The sequence below is a fragment of the Flavobacterium hungaricum genome (genome assembly GCF_015182285.1).
GTDB classification, from domain to species: Bacteria; Bacteroidota; Bacteroidia; order Flavobacteriales; family Flavobacteriaceae; genus Flavobacterium; species Flavobacterium hungaricum.
Genome location: NZ_PRDM01000001.1, coordinates 1,202,657 through 1,222,874 on the forward strand (window position 1 = coordinate 1,202,657; position 20,218 = coordinate 1,222,874).

Genomic DNA, 20,218 nt, shown 5'->3' on the forward strand with positions numbered 1-20,218 from the left:
TTAGAAGAACCAGCCGTTATTTTTTATTCAGATTTGTTTTTCGACAGATCATTTTAACAGCGTAAAAATAGGCGCATCAATTTTTTGAAATCATGATCCAAATCATACTTTTTGATTTTTATTTGACTATATTCGAAATGTTTTTGCACTATTTTCAAAAGAGTTTTCGGATATTTTTGTATCAATAAACCATTGATAAATTGTTAATTCGCTATATTTTTTTTATAAATTTGCTAATAACGAGAATGCTGAGAATTCTCATAAAAAATAAATTTTAAATACATGAATGTTCCTAATGCTTCTCAAGTTTCTTCAGATTTTCTTTACGAATTAAAAAAAGAAACAGCAGATTCTCATAAAAAATTAGAAAGTCTCCCAGTTTCTGCTTCGATTCTTTCGCCAGACATGAAAATAGAAGATTACTGCCATTATTTAGGATTAATGCTGGATGTTCATCATCAAACCGAAACGGTTGTTTTTCCTTTATTGACGGGTATTATAGAAGATTTGGAAAAGAGAAAGAAAAAAAAGTTGTTAGAAAATGACCTTGAGTTTCTTAACTGTAAAAAAGAAACTTATAAATCTGTTTTTGAGAATACAGCAATGTCAGTTCCTTTTGCAATGGGTGTTTTTTATGTTATTGAGGGATCTACACTTGGAGGGAGATTTATTCTAAAAAATGTTACTGCAAACGAACAATTATTTGAAGGAAATGGAGTTTCTTATTTTAGCGGTTATGGAGATAAAACAGGAAGTTATTGGAAATCTTTTCTCAATGTTTTAGAAGAATATGAGCAGCGTTTTAATTGTGGAGATGAAATTATAAAAGGTGCAGTTTTTGCATTTGAAAGCATTTATAATCATTTTCTGAGTACAGAAGAATAATGAAGATTAAAGATATAGTCAACAGGGATATTGTTACATTAACCAATTGTGATCAAGAACCCATACACATTCCCGGTAAAATTCAGCCGCATGGTTTTCTGATCGGTCTTACACAAGACTGGAAAATCGATTTTTGCACCCAAAACATTTCGTCTTTTGTGAATGTGCTTCATACGCAGGCGCTTGGCAAAACCTTTGAAGCCGTTTTTGGCTCCAAAGCTCAAAAACAGATTTTTGATTATATCAACGAAGATAAAATTCAGGATGCTTTTCCGTTAGAAATTGATCTGAATGGAAAATTATTTCAAATCAGTATTCATAAAAGTTACGGGATTTATGTTCTCGAAGCTGAACCTCAGTTTGATAAAGAAAAACTAGCAGATGTGTACACACAGACTATTCAGTTTGTAACACAAATGAATAACACCAAATCACTTAAAGATTTGTGTGCCCTTGTTGCGCAGGGAACCCGAGAAATAACGGGTTACGACCGTGTAATGATCTATCGTTTTGATGAGCAGTACAATGGCGAAGTTTTTGCCGAGAATTGCCGAGAAGACTTAGAACCCTTTTTAGGACTGCATTATCCGCATACCGATATTCCGGTGCAGGCTAGAGAGTTGTACATTAAAAATCAGCTCCGTTTAATTGTTGATATTAATTACGAGCCGGTTCCAATTTTTACAGTTGATGATAAAGAAGGTAAAAACCTGGATTTAAGCCTTTCTATTTTAAGAAGTACATCGCCCATTCATGTTGAATATTTGAAGAATATGGGAGTAGGAGCAACGCTTACAATCTCTTTAATTCATCACGATCGTTTATGGGGATTAATTGCCTGTCATCATTATTCTGAAAAAAATATTTCTCCAGAAATCAGGCTTGCCGCAAAACTGCAGGGACAGTTTATAACTTCGCAGATTGATATTCGACAATCTAATGATGAATATATAAATGCCAGAAAAGCATTAGATGCTTTTGAGCATTTAACCGCATTAGAATTGCCGCTTGTTGAAGAATCTTTGGAAACGATTATCCAAATGCCGCAATTGCTCCAGATTTGTAACGCGGCAGGGGTTTCGATTGTATTTCGAGATAAAATATACAAAAGCGGTCTGGCTCCTTCAGACGAACAAATTACTGCGCTGATTGATAGTATTGACAAAGAAAAAATAAATCATTTAATTGCTACCAACAACATCACAGATCATTTTCCTTTAGAAAAATGTTCCAATTTTGCGGGTATTATTTATCATTCTCTCGGAAGCTCAGATTTTATTATCTGGTCGCGGCCAGAAACTATTTCTGAGATTAACTGGGGCGGCGATCCAGAAAAAAGTATTATCAAAGACAGTACGGGACTGCATCCTAGAAACTCATTTAATATCTGGAAACAGATTGTAAAAGGGCAGAGCAGCGACTGGAAACAGTTTGAAATTAATACCGCCGCGCAATATGCTCATGCACTTCACAATAATCTGATGATGATTATGTTGAGTGAAGAAGAAGAAAAATACCGCCATCAGAGCGAAGTTTTAAGAGAAACCAATCTGGAACTTGAAAACATCAATTGGATCAGTACACACGATTTGCAGGAGCCTCTTCGTAAAATCCAGATGATTACTTCAAAAATGATGTCTGATCTTAAAGAAGAACCCGATAATCCTTTTTCTGGTTCGTTAGAACGTGTTTCGAAATCAGCAAGCAGAATGAGAGGACTGCTGGAAGATATTCTAAAATACACTCGCATAAAAAATACCAAAGATTCCTTAGAAAAAACAGATTTAAATCTGATTCTTGATGCTACTTTAGATGAAATGAAAGAAGTTATTGCAGAAAGTAATGCTGTAATAGAATATGAAAAACTTCCAGAAGTTCATGCTATTGGTTTTTTAATGAGACAGTTGTTTTCGAATGTGATCCAGAATTCATTAAAATATGCATCGCCAGAAAGAAATCCGGTTATCAAAATTACAGCATCGCAAGAACCGGTAATTATAAAAGATCTTTTTCATGTCTATTGTCATTGGATTCGTTTTTCGGATAACGGAATCGGTTTTGAACAACAGTATGCAGAATCTATATTTAAAGTATTTACAAGGCTGCACACACAACAACAATACAGCGGATCTGGTGTTGGTCTGGCATTGTGTAAAAAAATTATGCAGGCCGTAGGCGGCACCATTCATGCAGAAGGAAAACTTGGCGAGGGAACTGCCATAACAATCTATTTTCCTTGTGATCCAGAAGATTCACTAGCATAAAAAAAGCTCTTTAAGATTGTAAACTTAAAGAGCTTTTTGTGTTAAATACTTATACCCATTCGCCGGCTGCACTATAACTGTTAGGCAGATACGTAAGATATTGTACAATTCTGGCCTTTTTTCCTCTATTGGGCGTAGCACAATGCGGCAGTCTGTTGTCCCAGATAATAAAATCGCCTGCATTGCCCGCTATGGCTTCTGGCTGTAGTGTTTCTAGAGCTTTTTTTCTCGGATTTTCGTCAGCAGGTAAGTTATTGAGCCAATCGCTTATTTTTTTATGAAACCCTGGTACACAATGAAAAGCGCCGTCTTCTGGGCCGCAGTCCGTAAGATAAAGCAATCCTTGAAGAGCGAATGGGATGGGCTGTTTTAAACTAGTGTCCCAATGCAGCGCACTTCCTAAAAAGTGAAAATATTCGGTTTCTGGAGGACTAAAACTAACTTTATCGATTGTTTTATATATTTTGTTCGAATTATAAAGCTGTTCGTATGCTTTTTTTATTTTTGGAGAAAACCGGTTTCTATTCAATGTTTCGTGATCCGAGAAATTAAGCATCAATCCTTTTTGGTCTTCATGTCTTACATACCACGTTTCTTTTTTATCCGGATTTATTTTTAAATATTCCCAAACGGCCTTTTCTGTTTCCTCGCATTCTTTTTTTGAAATGGCATTTTTTACAATGACATAGCCATTCTTGTCCCAAAAATCAAGATCTTCTTCTGATAAAACATTCTCGTTAAGGTCTTCAAAATTGAGAACTTTCTTTTTTTCTCTTTTAGTAATCCAACTTTTAAAAGTTTCAAAATCGGGTTTTTCAAAATACAGAAACTGCAGTGTATCCTCCATACTTATTCCAAGATCGTATAGCGTCTTAATTTCGTTGTCCCATGTCTGTACTGTATCTGCGTCTGCTGCAATGGCAGGATTCACAGCACGTTTCCATAGTTTTTCAAGAATAATCCAAGGCATAATTTTGATTTAAGGATTCAATGATATAATTAAAAACAATATATAAACTTACAAAAAAGAGTTCTTTGTTGTGTGTAAATTAATAAAAGTTGTTGATTATAAGGTGGTAAGCACTTATTGTTAGAGTTTTATTGTATTTTAATTTATCTTTGCAGCTCTTATTTCCAATCAATGCAGCACGACAATTTCCCCATTCCTGAAAACGAATTACAGCGTTTAGCAGCTTTAAGACGTTACAATATTCTTGACACTCTTCCGGATCACGCCTTTAACGATGCAACAAAATTGGTTTCTTACATCTGCGGTGTTCCCATTGCACACATCTCTTTTATTGATGAAAGCAGACAGTGGTTTAAGTCTGAAATAGGAATTGGATTGTCTGAAGTGCCCCGCGAAATTAGTTTCTGCCAGTATACTATAATGGAATCAGAATTGGTCGAAATAAATGATACTTTTTTGAACGAACGTTTTAAAGACGATCCCAATGTAACCGACGGTTTTAAAGTGAGATTTTATGCGGGTATTCCGCTTACAACTCCAGACGGCTACAACATCGGGACGCTCTGCGCTATAGATCACGTTTCTAAAACACTTAATGAAAATCAGCGAAACGCACTTTCGATCATAGCCAAACACGTTATTGTACAATTAGAACTGCAGACTAAAAATATTGAACTCGATAAACAGAAAAAAATAGCAGAAAAGGCGGTATTTGCAAAAGACAGTTTTCTGGCCAATATGAGCCATGAAATCAGAACGCCTCTAAATTCGATAATTGGTTTTACCGATCTTCTCGCACAAACCAATCTGGATGAAGTGCAGAGCGAATACATTAATAACGTACAGATTGCGGGAGAAAACCTGCTTTTGATCGTAAATGATATTTTGGATCTTTCTAAAATAGAATCTGGAAACCTGACCATAGACGCAGAACCTTTTAATCTTAAAAAGACGCTGAAACATGTTTACAATCTGCTGAAAGTAAAAGTGCAAAAGGATGTCGAATTTAATCTCTATCTGGATGCAGATCTGCCCGAAATGGTAGTGGGAGATCAAGGCAGATTGAATCAAATTTTGGTTAATCTTATTGGCAATGCCCTTAAATTTACCAAAGAAGGAGAAGTAACAGCCTCTGTAAAAAAGGTTGATGAAACAGAAAGCTCGTACTCGCTTAAGTTCTCTGTGAAAGATACCGGAATCGGAATCCAGAAAAGCAAACTGAAAACTGTTTTTGATCGATTTACGCAAGCCGAAGAAACTACAACAAGAACCTATGGTGGTACTGGACTTGGGCTTAATATTGTAAAACAATTGATTGAATTACAGCAGTCTGAAATTCATGTAAAAAGTGAGCTAAACCGCGGTTCTGAGTTTTTCTTTACTCTTACTTATAAAAAAGCCACCCAAAGCCAAAGCACATTAAAAATGCCCTCTAAGAATGATTTGGGACAACTTAAAATACTGTTGTGTGAAGACAATGTTTTGAATCAAAAACTCGTTAGAAGTGTAATGAATAATTTTGGTTTTGAATTGGATACAGCGGTGAATGGAGAAGAGGGGATAGAACTTTTGAAAGCAAATAAATACGATTTGGTTTTAATGGATCTTCAGATGCCGGTTAAAGACGGTTATCAGACGACGGAATTTATTCGAAATGAAATGAATCTTGATATTCCGATTATTGCCATGACGGCACATTCGCTTGTAGGAGAACAGGAACGCTGTTTTAAAGTAGGGATGGATGCTTACGTACCGAAACCGTTTAAACAGCCGGCACTTTTACAAGCGATTAAAACCGTAATGACAAAAGACACTGCAGCGGAAAAAAAGAGAATTTTGGATTTGTCTTTTTTGGATGAAATGGCCTGCGGTGATCCTGACTTTAGACAAGAAATGATCAATCTTTTTATAGAGAAGATTCCCCATGATATAGCACAGTTAGAAGAAGCTTTTAAAAATGAAAATGTTCTTGCCGTAAAAATGCTGGCGCATAATATGAAATCCAGTCTGGATATTTTTATGCTCGAAGACCTTAGTAATTGCGTTGCAATCATTGAGGAAGAAGCGTCTACAGGACAAATTTCTACCGAAATTTTTGATAAAATAAATATTTTGCACTGTGGAATCCATGAAACGGTAAAAATATTGAAAGAGCTATGATAAAAGAGAAATAAACTCTAGCTTTACCTTAGAATCTGATGTATAGAAGTATAAATGCCCCAAAATAGTAAAAGTAATGAGAATTATTTTAGCCGAAGATAATGACATCCTACGCAAATCATTATCATTTTTCTTAGAATCAAAAGGATTTATTGTAGACCAATTTTCTGATGGAAAAGATGCGCTTGATGCAATCGCAGTAAATAATTATGATTTAATTTTAACCGATATTAATATGCCTGGAAGCAGCGGAATGGAAATTACGCAGCATGTAAGGCAGTCTTTAAATTCAGATGTTCCTATAATAATATTGACCTCTTCGGGAGTAGAGCAAACCGAATTAGATTCTTTTGACATTGGTGCAAATGAGTTTATTGCAAAACCCGTAAGTCCCGCCGTGCTTTTAGTAAGGATTAATAAATTATTAAAATCGCATTTAAGATGAAGTTTATTTATTACACCCTTTTTTTATTTTTAGTTTCGATAACAGCTTTTGGTCAGGAAATTAATAGTGACGAAACGATGGCCAAAGTAAAAATTGAGGCAGAAAAAGAACATTACGATAAAGCATTAGCATTAATAGAGCCTCTTCGTGCAAAATATCCAGAGAACGAAGACATTCAAATTTATACCGGAAGAATTTACAGCTGGAAAAAAGATTATAATACGGCAGTTAAAATACTGTTGCCAATGTGCGACAGAGCAAATCCAAATATCGAAGCGCTGCAAGCATTGATTAATGTGTATTTCTGGTTAGAGCAATATGAAAAATGCATTGTTTACTGCGATAAATACTTAGTTATCGAACCCAATTCAGTGGATGTTTTAAAAACAAAAGTAACTTGTTTAGAAAAACTCAATCGTGATGAAGAAGCATTGGAAATTATAGAACGAGCATCGCTGGCCGATAACAGTACGCAGGCTTTTAGAGGAATACGCACGCTTATTGGGCGTAAAGCAAAAAATGCAGTATCCGTTTCTTATTTAAATATTTCTACTTCCAATCCGGGGCAGTCACCCTTACATTATGGTTATGCCGAATATTCGCATAAGTTTTCGAAGTCGGCTATTGTAGGAAGAGCCAATATCGGAAATGCAGACAATGAAACACAAATGTTATTTGAAACCGATTTTTACCAAACCTTCAAAAACAAAAGTTATTTGTACGCCAATGCTGGTATTTCTACAGGCGAAACCATTTTTCCGGTTGCAAAAGCAGGATTAGAATATTATTTCAAACCGCAGAAAAAATTTGATTTTTCACTCGGAGCCAGATTCATGCATTTTGAAAACGACGATGTGACTTTACTAACCGGACAATTGGCTTATAATACAGGTGTTTATACTATTGCTTACAGACCTTACTACGATACTTCTAACGAATTATTTTCGCATGTTTTAAGTCTGCAGCGAGTAAATGAAGAAAAAGAACGCATCATTCGATTAGAATTGCAGTATGGAAACGTTCCCTATCTGTATTTATACAATGGTTTGTCATCGCCATTAACGTCATACAGAGCAGGTTTGCAATACCAGCATCGTATTGGCAATTCTTTTTTTGTACGCCCTATATTTCTTTATGAGTATGAAGAATATATCCCGGGAGAATACAGAAACAGATTTAATGTACAGTTGATTCTAACAAAACGTTTTTAACTATGGAAAAACTCTGGGAACTGTATAAAAATGGGGATTGGGTCGTGCCCTTTCTAATTTTCTCGATTGGCTTTTTTATCACAGCTTCCGTGATTTTATATTTGTTGATTATCGAAAGCCGCAGCAAGAATATCCGAAGAGAAAGACTGAGAGCCGAATACAATAACGACATTGATAAAATAATGTCTTCTGTTATTTTTGAAGACGTTTCTTTTAATTCCATCAAAGAAGATAAAAATTTCATGGTCCTTTTTGATACTGTCTTTTTTAGAGCAGTGATTATGGAATCGGTGATTAATCTTCATAAAAACTATGAAGGAGCCTACGCAGCCAAACTAGAACAGTTTTACAAAGATTCGGGATTAATCCGAGATTCATTTAAAAAACTCAAAAATCTAAAATGGCAGGTAAAATGCAAGGGCATTACAGAACTGGCAGAATTTAATATCACCACTGCTTTTGATCGTATTTTGACTTTTTCTAAAGCTCGAAACAAGACTTTAAAAATTACAGCTTTAAACGCTTGTATAAAACTCGCGGGAACAAAAGGAATTGTACATCTCGCAGAACATACAGACCCGATTGATGACTGGACACAGCTCAACATCATCGGCGCTTTTAAAAAACACGATATCGGCGATGCGAAGGGGGTTGAACTTTTATTAGAATCACAAAATACTACTGTAATAGCATTGGGTTTAAAACTTATAAAAGAATTAAAACTCACTCAGAAAGTTCCGTATGTGACCCTATTGGCCTCACAGGCACCCAACAATACAATTAAATATGAAGCAGAAAGCGTGATCCAGGCGCTTACAGTTTAAATAGAACACAAATGACTTTTTTTAACAACGAAATAATGTGGTTTTTAGATTGGTATATCATTCTTATTTTAGGATATGCCATACTCATTATGTCTTCTTATTTAGTACTGGCTTATCTTTCTACAAAAGAATTAAGAAGCTATCTTAAAAAAAATAGCTTTGTAGATTATGAAGTACTGCTTACCAGCGAGTTTGCGCCAAAACTTTCGTTGATTGCTCCCGCCTATAATGAAGGTTTTACGATTGAAGAAAATGTAAAATCGTTACTTTCTTTAAATTACAATAATTATCAAGCCATTGTGGTAAATGACGGAAGTAAAGATAACTCAATGGAAATCTTGATCAAAACCTACGATTTGGTTTTGACAGAATTAGATATTCATTATAAAATTGAAACTAAAAACATAAAAGGAGTTTATACTTCTCGAAATGCTGCTTTCAAAAAACTAATTGTAGTTGACAAAGAAAACGGAGGAAAAGCAGATGCTCTAAATGCAGGATTAAACATTGCACAATATCCGTATGTGGTTTGTATAGATGTAGATTGTATTCTGGATAAAGATTCGCTTTTAAAGCTCGCAAAACCATTTTTAGAATCTCACGGTAAACGAATAATCGCTACAGGAGGCGTAGTAAGGATCGCGAATCAATGCATTATAAAAAACGGACGTTTGGTAGAAGTAAACGTTCCAGATGTGATGTTGTCTAGAATTCAGGTTTTAGAGTATTTAAGAGCTTTTCTTTTAGGGAGAATGGCTTGGGGACGCCTGGACGGATTATTGCTGATAAGCGGTGCTTTTGGGGCATTTGATAAAGAAATTGCTTTGCTGGCTGGAGGATATGATACCAAAACGGTGGGTGAAGACATGGAGCTTGTTGTACGAATGCGCCGTTACATGCTCGAAAATAAACTGCCTTATACGGTTTGCTATATTCCAGATCCGCTTTGCTGGACAGAAGCTCCAGAAGATTTTAAAATATTCAAAAAACAACGCAGCCGCTGGATGAGAGGAACAATTGAAACATTGAGTTTTCATAAAAAAATGTTTCTTAATCCAAAATACAAACTTTTAGGAATGCTGAGTGTGCCGTATTGGACGTTGTTCGAATTTCTAGCGCCGGGTATTGAGTTTATCGGACTTGTAGTAACAATCGTATTTGTTATTTTCGGACTGCTCAATTGGCATTTTTTCTTTTTACTGCTTTTATTTGTCTATACTTTTGCCGTTTTCTTTTCGGTTATTGCCTTATTGAGTGAGGAACGCACGTATCATAAATACCCCAAACAAAGAGACTTTTTTAAACTTTTGTTAGCGGCATTTATAGAACCTTTGTATTTTCATCCCATGACGGTTTATGCTGCATTAGTAGGGTATAAGGAAAAAATTATGGGAACCAAAGGCTGGGGCGAAATGACCAGAAAAGGGTTTACCAAAAAGTAATGGATTTAATTTAAATACAGCAAAGTTCGCAAAAGCGTTATCACGCAGTTTTGCGAACTTTATATTTTTTAAGATGCTGCAGATAAAACCTTTGCAGTTACATCCCATTAAAAATACGATACATAATGATCGATTTTTTCTTTTAATCGATTTGCCAGATAAGCGTTGCCTTCTTTTAAATGATCATAGATCAAAAGAGATTCAGCATGATATTGTTTTATCTTTTCTGGAGTCCAATAAAAAGGCGGAGAATAGAGATTACAGATTCTATCGGCCATTTTTACCGACCAGACTTCTCTAGGCTGTTCTTTTATTCTCGTTAGGCTGTCCATCATTTGATCTTCTTTTTTTAAGGCAGTCGTATTTTTTGTCAAAGCGCTCACACCATTTGCTACGGCTTCACCAAACAAATCTTTGACAGCTTCAAAAGTAAACGGGGTATCTTCTATAGCATCATGTAAAAGAGCGCAGCTGATTGCAAAATCACCATTCAGAGTTTCGTCCTGCTGTAAGGCCTGCAGAATTTCAAAAGTCACACTTGCGATATGGTTGATATATTCTATTTGAAGACCTTCTTCGTCACCGCCGTACTTTTGACCTTGATGCAGTTTCGAAATTAAATACCATGTTTTTTGCAAATGATCGATCGACCAATTTTTCATATTTTGAATTTAAATTAAAAAATATTTTTCTTGTACTATTAGCAATAGCTGCTATTTTATAAACCTAATTTTGTCCTTTTTATTTTGAGTTACCTCACCGTTTTCAGAAAATTTACCGCTTCTGAAAGGTCGATTTTATTTTTTGACGGAAGTGCTTTTTCTGAAATGGATTCAAGAAATTCCTGTGGCAATTCGATTGATTCCTGCTCAAAATAATACACCATATAACTCGGCCAGATCCAGTAACCGTCTGTAAAATAAGAAACACCGCCAATTATTTCTTTTTTTTCAGGAATTAAAGATTGGACCACCTGCATTGTAACCGCGAAGGAAATTCCATTTTGCAGATAATTCAGAATTTGATCCTTATTCTCGTAAGAACAATTTTTTCGATAATCAAAATAGCTTTCAGCGTTTTCTTGATTGTATTCTTTTAGTAAACCAATTATTTTCATTGTTGTGCAAATTAAGCCTAGAAAACCACTAACTAACTTTAAAATAAGTGGATACAAAAGCGTTGTCCTTTTTCTGCAGTAATTCCATTTCTATTTCATTAGAATTGTATTGCTGTCTGCGGTAAATCCATCTAAAAATATTGGGATAAAGCATTTCGTCAACAATACTTTTTTGGTAAATGATTTCTTTACTTTCAACGTTATAAATAAAACCTTTGTTCGAATAAGCTTCAATAATTTGAATTTGCGAAGGATTTTTAAAATAGGCCCATTCGATAGCCGCATCTGCAGGGAATTTTATTTTGTTTGTTTCTAAAGTAGCGAGATTCGTCAAAATCAAACTTCTTGAGTTGATTGTTAAGTGATAATCAGCATAAAAAAAACTCCCTTTCAATTGATCTGAATAATTAGTTCCATTTTCTCTAAATAACACTTTTAAAGGTATCTTAGTAAAATTGGAAGTGTCCAATAAAACAGGTTCTAAAGAGGGGATAAAAGCAAAATTTCGAGTGGGATGTTCAATTTGAATATTTTCATCCAAGCGGCATTCTAATCTATTAGTCGAAAATAAAGCTTCAGTTTGATCAATTCCGTTAATAAACAAAGCATAATAAAACAATTCAAAACCTCTATAAGGTTCTTCCCATCCGAGATATTTTAAATTGACTTTTTGATTTGGATTTTCAAACGAACTTAGTCTTTCAATTTTAGTTAATTGGATCATTCCTGTCTGCGGGCTTATTTGATAACTGAAAACATTGGTTTGTTTCAAATGTAAGCAATATATTAATGTTGCTGTGGGTAAACTTTGGATTATATTTGTTTAGGCGATTAAAAGAAATGGCAATTAAAGGAATGAAAGAACAACTCGAAAATATCATTAAAGAGGTTTATCAAAAGAAAAACAAAAATCTCTTTACATTTTTGACCGGCGCAGGAATTTCTGCCGACAGCGGTATTCCAACTTATAGAGGAACTGACGGAATTTGGGTAAAAGGCACTAAATTTCATAAACCGGAAGAGTTTGGTACCTTTCAATATTTTAAAGAAAATCCCGAAGAAGTCTGGCAGTATTCGCTTTTTAGAAAAAAAATGTTTGAAAGTGCTGTTCCTAATCAAAGCCATTTTGAATTGGTTGAAATTGAAAATCTTCTGCAAGACCGATTTCATTTAATTACTCAAAATATAGACCATTTGCACAGACGCGCGGGTACACAAAGGTTGTATGAAATTCACGGAAAACCGAGAGAAATCAAGTGTTCTAACGGCTGTAACGAAATAATAGATCTTCCTCTTGAAATAGCTGGAAAAAATCAAGAGGAAGATTTGACCCAAAAAGATATCGAACTTTTAAAATGCAAGGCATGCGGCAGCTGGATGCGTCCCAATATTTTGTGGTTTGATGAACGTTATGATGAGAAAACCAATAAAAAGTTCAGTTCCCTAAAAATGGCTAAAAATTCGGGGGTTTTATTTATTATCGGAACTTCTGGAGCAACAAACCTGCCGATGGCCATTGCCGAAACTACTTTAAAATATGGAGGAACAATTGTAGATATTAATACCGAAGACAACTTTTTTACTACTAGAATAAAAGACAAAAAGAATAAAATTATTATTAGAGAAAGCGCGTCAGAGGTTCTTAAAATGATAAAAGAGATTATTAAAGAAACGGTCAATTCGTAAAGGAATAATTTTGACAGCAGACACAAGATTAGCGGTAACTCTATGTTTTAAAGTAGATTATACAGATTTTTAATCCATTTGAATAAGTCATTTTGCGAAAGCAAATCGATAGTTTGTATTTTTAAATAATTACACCAACGGTTTATAATATTTGTCTTTATGGAATTGCCTAAGATACCTTTTTTTGCAAAATACAGCTTATTTTTTAAGGCGGTCTTACTTGGCGGTGCAATTGGTTTGTTTTATACCCTATTTACTGATGCGGGAAGAGAATACGAATCCTTAAAATTCCTTCCAGGAACTCTTATTGGAGTTTCGATTGGCTGCAGTGTCATCATTTTTGAGAAGTCGCTTTTCTGGCTCAATAAATATTCTTTTATTAGTTCTATAGTAATAAAAGCGCTCATTTACAGCATTTTTATTGTATTGTTTCTGGTTTTATCTGTGGTAATGTTCGCAGAAATTCTAGGGGATTTGTCCTATCAGGATGCATTAGCAAAATATATTAGCGAGCGTTTGATAAAAGATTTTGTGTTTTCACTCGGCGCTTCAATCTTTATGATTCTTTTTTTTGAAGTAAGCAGTCTTTTGAGCAGCCGTTTTTTCTACAATTATTTTGTGGGTAAATACCATCGTCCGACACAGGAAGAACGCATTTTTATGTTTGTCGATGTAAAATCGTCAACCTCAATGGCAGAACAGCTTGGCGATATTCTCTACAGCATCTTACTGCAGGATTTGTTTAATGATTTTACTGATGCAATTTTAGCGTCTAGAGCCGACGTTTATCAATATGCCGGAGACGAAATTATCCTGACTTGGAAAACCTCTGTTGGATTAAAAGACAATAGAAGTTTGTATTGTTTTTATATGCTCAAAGAGAGCATTCAAAACAGAGAAGATTATTATTTAGAAAAGTACAATCTGGTACCGAAGTTTAAGGCCGGAATGCATATCGGAAAAGCAGTAACTACATGGGTTGGAAAAGTAAAAAAAGAAATTGTTTATCACGGAGATTTACTCAATACAACTTCGCGGATTCAATGCAAATGCAACGATTTTAATCATGATTTTGTAATTTCAGAAGTGATGAAAAATGCTTTAAAATCGTCTTCGGTAACTTACAAACAGCAAGGTGAAATAATTTTGCGGGGAAAGGCGCAGCCCTTAAAATTATTTACAGTCGATTTTAAAAAGCAGCATTATTAGAAATTTGATTTTGGGTATAATCCAGTTTTCGATTATTTAATTCGAGCACTTTTATTAGATCACAATCTGTAAAATATTCGAGGTAAATAACATCGTCGACATTTACTCTTTTAAAATCGTCATTATCCATATAAATAAACTTGTCTTTATTTTCAAGTTCAGAAAAGATTCTCAAAACGTTGTGTCTCGTGGTATTAGATCTGTGTTGATTGGTGATTCGCTTCTCGAGAATTTTAAAAGAACCTTTTATTATCATTTGATTGGACAGATTCTTTTTGAATTTTGCTTGTGTTTTATAACCTTTTATTATTACACCAATTAAACATAATGAAATCAGAAGTTCCATTAAAAGTGCACTTTTAGAAATAGGTTCTGTATTTTTTTCTGAAGAATTAAAATAGTAAAATCCATAAAATATAAAAGCCGTAACGACAATACAGCCATAAAAAATTCTTTCGTAAGACCTTATTTTTTGTTTTAAATCGTCTAATTCTTCTTTAGTCAGTGCTGTTCTTTCCAAGTTAAGCTTTTTTGTGATGTTGTGGTTTAAATAAAAACTTTGCGATCTCTTCGTGGAATTACATTGCTTAAAGTCTCTACAGATAATTGCAATGATTATTATTGAGATGATTTTAAATTATCCTATAGGTTAAAAATAATTACTTCTTCAAACAACTTCCTCTCGGATGATCGGCTTCGTGAAGCACAATTTCAGAATGAAGAAAATCTGCCGCTGCTGCAGAATCTTTTACTTTGACAGCGCTTCTTTCCAGCATTTCAGATTCGAATTCGTTTAAAACGCTTTTTCTTAGTCCGTTTTGTTTCCAATAATCTGGAGATTTACAGCCTTTGTAGATTCCTCTCGCCAAGGTTAGTGCGTCCAAAAGAGCCTGATTAGCGCCTTGTCCTTTAAATGGACTCATGGGGTGCGCCGCATCGCCGATCAGTGTTATTGATCCGTTGTTTTCTAATAATTCTGGCTGCAATAATTCTCGATCGTAAACCGGATAACCAGATATTTGTTCTACTGCTGTTGCATTTACGATCTGTGGAATAGGAGAGTGCCACTGCGTTCTGCGGCAAGCTTCTTCCTTAAGCGCCTTTGTTCCCAGACTGCTTACTGTTTTGGCTTCTTCCTCGGGCATTGGAAAACTCAGCTGCCACATGACAGAATCTGCAGTAAAAGGCATGATATAGATGCGTTCGCTGCCATTGGCGGTTTGAAAAACAGTTTCCGAATCCAGCAGTTCATTTTCAATATTTTCTAGTGTGCTCAACGGGCAAATTCCTAAAATTACAATACAGCCCAAATAGCGCAGCGGAGTGTTTTCTTCGCCAATCAATAATTTTCTTACTGCGCTGCGAATTCCGTCGGCTCCAACTACTAAATCGGCTTTAGCATGCTTTATTTCACCATTTACCTGAAAATTCAGGTCAATGGTTTTATCGTCAGCTTCTTTAAAATCAATTAATTGATGTCCCCATTGTACCGCAGTGGCACCGCCGAGCTGTTCTAATAATGCTGACCGCAGCGATTGTCTTGCAATGTGTATGTTGCTGCGTTTTGGTGCCGTTCTTTCCTCCGAATGAATCCATTTTCGAACGCCCCATTCGCCAATGATTTTTCCTTCTGTATTGTGTACCAAATGACGGGTTGAAACGACGCCTTCAGTCAAAGAAAAAATTCCAAAACCCGCAATGGCTTTACTGGCTTGCTGTAAGGTAAGACCATATCCCTGTGAGCGTGCTTCAAAATGGTTGTCGCGTTCGTAAAGTGTAAAAGGTATACCGCGATGCAAACAAGCTGCGGCCAGAGCCACACCGCCGATACCGCCGCCAATAATGGCAACGTGCGGATAATCTGGATTTGGAATTGCAGCATTTACCGCAGGTCGCAATCCTGATCCAGAGCAGTTTAAACAACTGTAAAGCGGTGCTTTGGGCTGCAGAGGAGCAATGCCTTCACCATTTGTTTTTTCAAATTGATGCAAAGCATTTTGGTACGCAAGACGAACTTTCTTGGTCAATCTGCGGCTTTTTTTTCCGCGTCCCTGACATTCTTCACAAATAGTCCAATGGGCATCCTTATGTACGACTTCTTTCACGTTGTTTTCTTTCCTTTAGATCGGACTTCAGATTAAAAAAAATATTCTTTTTCTGCGGCAAAAATACTCAAATAAAATCGAATAAACAGCTCCCATTTTTACCGTATAAATCTCGCTTTTTTCTAAGATTTATTTGGGATTCTAAAGGTTTTCAGGAGCAGAATTATGCTTTAAAGGAACTGATCCAAAACTTAAAACAAGCTGTTTTTTGAAAATTTATCTTAAAGTTTTACAAAAAATCTTACAGCACTGAAAATGAGCTTTATTGGTTAACTATTTTGTTTTTAGTTGTTTATAAATCGAAGGTTATTTTAGTTAACATTTTTTTTGCAAAATGTTGGATTAAAATTTTGGGAGTGTTTTGTTTTAATTTACTTTTGTTCTATCAAATTAGTAGAATTTAAGAGTTTGTAAGGGACTAAACGAATTACATGTCAAAATGTAGTTCATTTTTAATCTGAAAAATAGACTTTGTGAGTGATAGTTTACTATTAAAATTCTTGATTTTTAAAGCATTATAAAATTTGAAAGACAATAGAGTAGTAATCCAAAATAAAAAGAAAAATGAAAAAACGAATGTGCTGCAAATAAAAAACCATTTCTGTTGCAGCAGAAATGGCGAAGCTTAAAAGAAATTGTACATCTCTCGAGGAAAGCGAAAATGGAATGAATCTTTTTTCGGCTCGCCTTTTTATTAAACTAAAACAAAGTAATGAAAAAAAAATTAAATAGCTGTCTATGGTTATGTATTTTATTGATTTCCATAGGAATTAAAGCCCAAGAAACCAAACCATTAATACAATCCAAACTAGAAGGAACCGTAATAGATGCGGCTACAAAAGAGCCTATTATCGGTGCTTCTATAAATATAAAAGGAACAACACACGGTGTTGTAACAGATTTTGATGGAAAATTCTTTTTCCAAACAGGACAAAAATTACCTTATACTTTAATTGTAACGTTTTTAGGATACAAAAGAGCAGAAGTTGTAGTAAATGAAAACCCGGTTACGATTAGTCTTACTGAAGAACAAAATCAATTATCAGAAGTTGTCGTTACGGCTTTAGGTATTTCAAAAGAAAAGAAATCTTTAGGATATAGTACTCAGGCTCTTAAAAATAAAGATCTTGCTGAAACGAAAGAAACGAACTTCTTAAACAGTTTAAGCGGAAAATTAGCTGGTGTGAGAATCACCAATTCACAAGGAGACATGGGATCTTCACGTATTATTATCCGTGGAGAAACTTCGATCGCAGGAAACAATCAGCCGTTATTTGTGGTAGATGGAGTTCCGGTAGACAACTCGCAGTTAAGCAGTGTTGCTGGTGGTCCTGCTTCACGCGACTTCAAAAATGCAATTTCGGATTTAAATCCTAATGATATCGAAACCTTAACAGTATTAAAAGGACCAAACGCAGCGGCACTTTACGGATCGCGTGCGGCACATGGTGTTGTTTTGATTACTACAAAATCAGGAAAAAGCCAAAAAGGATTAGGAATCACTTTAAATTCTGGTATAACAATTTCGCAAGTTGCAACTTTGCCTAGTTTTCAAAATTCGTATGGTCAAGGATCAAACGGAAGATTTAGTTTTGTAGACGGTAAAGGAGGCGGTGTAAATGATGGTGTTGACGAAAGCTGGGGACCAAGAATGGATGGACGTCTTATTCCTCAATTTTTCTCAAAAGGTGAAGCAGTGCCTTTTGTAGCGCATCCTAATAATGTAAAAGACTTCTTTAATACGGGTGTTACTTATGATAATAGTATTTCGGTAGCAAGATCAGATGAAAAATCAGATTTCCGTTTAGGTGTTAATAATCAAAAACAATTAGGAACGGTTCCTAACAGTGAAGTAAACAAAACGAACTTTACAATTAACAGCAATTACCAAATCTCAAAAAATATAAAAGTTGGGGTTACAGCTAATTACATTACAACCAATGCTCCAGCACTGCCGGGAGGTCCTTCTGGAAACCGTGCGGCAGGTGTAATGCTGCAGTTTCTTTGGTTCGGACGTCAGGTGGACATCAACGAGCTTCAAAATAACAGAGATGTTAACTGGAACAACAGCTACTACAGCAATCCGTACTGGAATGCGTATTACAACACTACAAGTCAGCAGCGTAATCGTATAATTGGAGATGTTCATTTGGATGCAAAATTGGCAGAAGGACTTAATTTTAAATTCCGTACAGGAGTTGATTATTATAACGATAGAAGAAAATACGAGATTAAGTACGGTACAAACGGAACTCCTTTCGGATCGTATGCTGAAGATGCTTATACGGTAAACGAGCAAAATACAGAAGGTATTTTTACTTATACTAAAAAATTAAACGACGATTTTAGTTTAGACGCTCTTGCCGGATTCAATATCCGTAATCACAGCGATGCCAATAATTACCAGAAAGCACCACGCCTAGCGGTACCAGATTTGTATACTTTAACAAACTCACGTGATCCGTTGACTTCTTCGAATTCATTATCGAGATTGAGAGTATATAGTGCTTATGCTTCTGCACAATTAGGATACAAAAATTATGCTTATTTGAACCTTACGGCACGTAACGACTGGTCGTCTACACTGCCTAGCAATAATCGTTCTTATTTCTATCCATCTGTTAATGGTAGTTTGATTTTATCTGAAGCATTGAACCTTAAAAGCAATACACTTGATTTCTTAAAAATACGTGGAGGCTGGTCTGAGGTAGGTAACGATGCAGATCCATATCAATTGGCTACGGTTTACAATTTCCAGACTGCATTTGACGGAAATCCAATTCAGACTTCATCACAAAGAAAACTTAATGAGAACCTGAAACCAGAAACAACACGTTGTACAGAAGTTGGTTTAGAAGCTACTTTCTGGAAAAACAGACTTCATTTTGATGTTGCTTATTACAACACCAATAGTTTCGATCAGATTTTGGAGATTAAAACCACGACATCAAGCGGTTACAATTCACAGTTAATCAATGCTGGTAAAATCAACAACAGCGGTATTGAAATTCAATTGGACGGAAGCCCGATTCAAACTGAAAATTTCAAATGGAGTATAGGAGCAAATTACTCTAAAAATACAAGTAAAGTTGAAATCTTGGATTATGCAAAACAAATTCAAAACTATACAATTGGTACTTCTGGAGGTGTAGACATATTGGCATCTGTAGGACAAGCGTATGGAGCACTTTACGGAACTGCTTATCTGCGTGATGCCAGCGGTAATATTGTAGTAGGAGCAAACGGACTGCCAAAAGCGGATCCAACGAAGAGAGTTCTAGGACATTATACACCAGATTATTTAGCAGGTGTTACCAATACATTGACGTACAAAAATCTTGAATTGTCTTTCCTTGTTGATGCAAGTGTAGGAGGCGAAATTTTCTCAGGAACTAATAGAACGGGTACTTATACTGGAGTATTGGCTTCGACTCTTCCAGGACGCGGGGCTGAAAACGGCGGTCTGAATTATTATTTGAACGGTACTACCAAAACGCTTGTAAACGGAACTGCCCCAGCGGGTGCAGCTGTATATGACGACGGTATGATTTTTAACGGAGTATACGAAAATGGAGCTCCAAATACTACGGTTCTTAGTGCACAAGAATATTATAAGGCATCTTACAATATCAGTGAAGCGTATATCTATAGCTCGACTTTTGTAAAAATGAGAGAAATAAAATTGGCGTACAATTTTTCAAAATCATTTGCTAGAAGACTTGGATTAGAAGGAGCAAGTATTACTGCTGTTGGCCGTAACCTGTTCTTTATCTATAAAGATGCACCAAATATTGATCCTGAAACCGCTTTCAACACTGGAAACGCACAAGGTTTGGAGAGTTTGTCTTTGCCTACAACCAGAAATTTCAGTCTTAATGTTAATTTAAAATTCTAAAAATA

16 protein-coding genes are annotated in these 20,218 nt (G+C 35.4%); 10 read left to right on the forward strand and 6 right to left on the reverse strand.

Annotation, left to right across the window (positions count from 1 at the left end):
* Positions 1-282 precede the first annotated feature (282 nt).
* Both C4F50_RS05205 and C4F50_RS05210 read left to right on the forward strand, forming a co-directional pair.
* On the forward strand, positions 283-885 hold the full coding sequence (locus C4F50_RS05205) for a biliverdin-producing heme oxygenase (protein ID WP_193845354.1): 603 nt from the start codon (positions 283-285) through the stop codon (positions 883-885).
* Entirely contained in the window at positions 885-3,149 is a 2,265-nt protein-coding gene (locus tag C4F50_RS05210; protein WP_193845355.1) for an ATP-binding protein, read from the forward strand. Before C4F50_RS05205 ends, C4F50_RS05210 begins: the two co-directional genes overlap by 1 nt.
* Positions 3,150-3,198: 49 nt before the next feature.
* Here C4F50_RS05210 and C4F50_RS05215 read toward each other — a convergent pair whose 3' ends face one another.
* Positions 3,199-4,119, reverse strand: coding sequence for a phytanoyl-CoA dioxygenase family protein (locus C4F50_RS05215; protein WP_193845356.1), 921 nt, complete (start codon positions 4,117-4,119; stop codon positions 3,199-3,201).
* A gap of 171 nt (positions 4,120-4,290) precedes the next feature.
* On the opposite strand from C4F50_RS05215, the gene C4F50_RS05220 reads away from it, so the two are divergent.
* From C4F50_RS05220 to C4F50_RS05240, 5 genes are all read left to right on the forward strand, one after another.
* A complete protein-coding gene (locus C4F50_RS05220; RefSeq protein WP_193845357.1) occupies positions 4,291-6,279 on the forward strand; it encodes a GAF domain-containing hybrid sensor histidine kinase/response regulator in 1,989 nt (662 codons plus the stop codon).
* 76 nt (positions 6,280-6,355) lie between these two features.
* Positions 6,356-6,724 (forward strand): response regulator transcription factor, encoded by a 369-nt coding sequence (locus tag C4F50_RS05225; RefSeq protein ID WP_193845358.1) that lies wholly within the window; start codon positions 6,356-6,358, stop codon positions 6,722-6,724.
* On the forward strand, positions 6,721-7,935 hold the full coding sequence (locus tag C4F50_RS05230; RefSeq protein WP_193845359.1) for a YaiO family outer membrane beta-barrel protein: 1,215 nt from the start codon (positions 6,721-6,723) through the stop codon (positions 7,933-7,935). Before C4F50_RS05225 ends, C4F50_RS05230 begins: the two co-directional genes overlap by 4 nt.
* 2 nt (positions 7,936-7,937) lie before the next feature.
* Positions 7,938-8,759, forward strand: coding sequence for a hypothetical protein (locus C4F50_RS05235; RefSeq protein ID WP_193845360.1), 822 nt, complete (start codon positions 7,938-7,940; stop codon positions 8,757-8,759).
* Between the two features lie 11 nt (positions 8,760-8,770).
* Positions 8,771-10,201, forward strand: a complete 1,431-nt coding sequence (locus C4F50_RS05240) for a glycosyltransferase family 2 protein (RefSeq protein WP_193845361.1) — start codon at positions 8,771-8,773, stop codon at positions 10,199-10,201.
* 107 nt (positions 10,202-10,308) lie between these two features.
* Here C4F50_RS05240 and C4F50_RS05245 read toward each other — a convergent pair whose 3' ends face one another.
* The 3 genes from C4F50_RS05245 to C4F50_RS05255 all read right to left on the reverse strand — a co-directional run bounded on the left by C4F50_RS05245 (position 10,309) and on the right by C4F50_RS05255 (position 12,090).
* Entirely contained in the window at positions 10,309-10,863 is a 555-nt protein-coding gene (locus C4F50_RS05245) for an HD domain-containing protein (RefSeq protein WP_193845362.1), read from the reverse strand.
* 89 nt (positions 10,864-10,952) lie between these two features.
* Positions 10,953-11,318 carry a hypothetical protein gene (locus C4F50_RS05250; protein WP_193845363.1) on the reverse strand — a complete coding sequence of 122 codons (366 nt, stop codon included), beginning with the start codon at positions 11,316-11,318 and terminating at the stop codon, positions 10,953-10,955.
* Positions 11,319-11,346: 28 nt separating this feature from the next.
* Entirely contained in the window at positions 11,347-12,090 is a 744-nt protein-coding gene (locus tag C4F50_RS05255) for a hypothetical protein (protein ID WP_193845364.1), read from the reverse strand.
* 68 nt (positions 12,091-12,158) lie between these two features.
* Between C4F50_RS05255 and C4F50_RS05260 the strand changes: the two genes are divergently transcribed.
* Together C4F50_RS05260 and C4F50_RS05265 are read left to right on the forward strand one after the other, a co-directional pair.
* A complete protein-coding gene (locus tag C4F50_RS05260) occupies positions 12,159-13,004 on the forward strand; it encodes an SIR2 family NAD-dependent protein deacylase (RefSeq protein WP_228011957.1) in 846 nt (281 codons plus the stop codon).
* Positions 13,005-13,163: 159 nt separating this feature from the next.
* Positions 13,164-14,213 carry an adenylate/guanylate cyclase domain-containing protein gene (locus tag C4F50_RS05265; protein ID WP_193845365.1) on the forward strand — a complete coding sequence of 350 codons (1,050 nt, stop codon included), beginning with the start codon at positions 13,164-13,166 and terminating at the stop codon, positions 14,211-14,213.
* On the opposite strand, the gene C4F50_RS05270 is transcribed toward C4F50_RS05265, so the two are convergent.
* Positions 14,194-14,733, reverse strand: a complete 540-nt coding sequence (locus tag C4F50_RS05270) for a hypothetical protein (protein WP_193845366.1) — start codon at positions 14,731-14,733, stop codon at positions 14,194-14,196. The genes C4F50_RS05265 and C4F50_RS05270 overlap by 20 nt on opposite strands.
* 139 nt (positions 14,734-14,872) lie before the next feature.
* Entirely contained in the window at positions 14,873-16,318 is a 1,446-nt protein-coding gene (locus tag C4F50_RS05275) for an FAD-dependent monooxygenase (protein ID WP_193845367.1), read from the reverse strand.
* Between the two features lie 712 nt (positions 16,319-17,030).
* Between C4F50_RS05275 and C4F50_RS05280 the strand changes: the two genes are divergently transcribed.
* On the forward strand, positions 17,031-20,213 hold the full coding sequence (locus C4F50_RS05280) for a SusC/RagA family TonB-linked outer membrane protein (protein WP_193845368.1): 3,183 nt from the start codon (positions 17,031-17,033) through the stop codon (positions 20,211-20,213).
* The last annotated feature ends 5 nt before the right edge of the window (positions 20,214-20,218 follow it).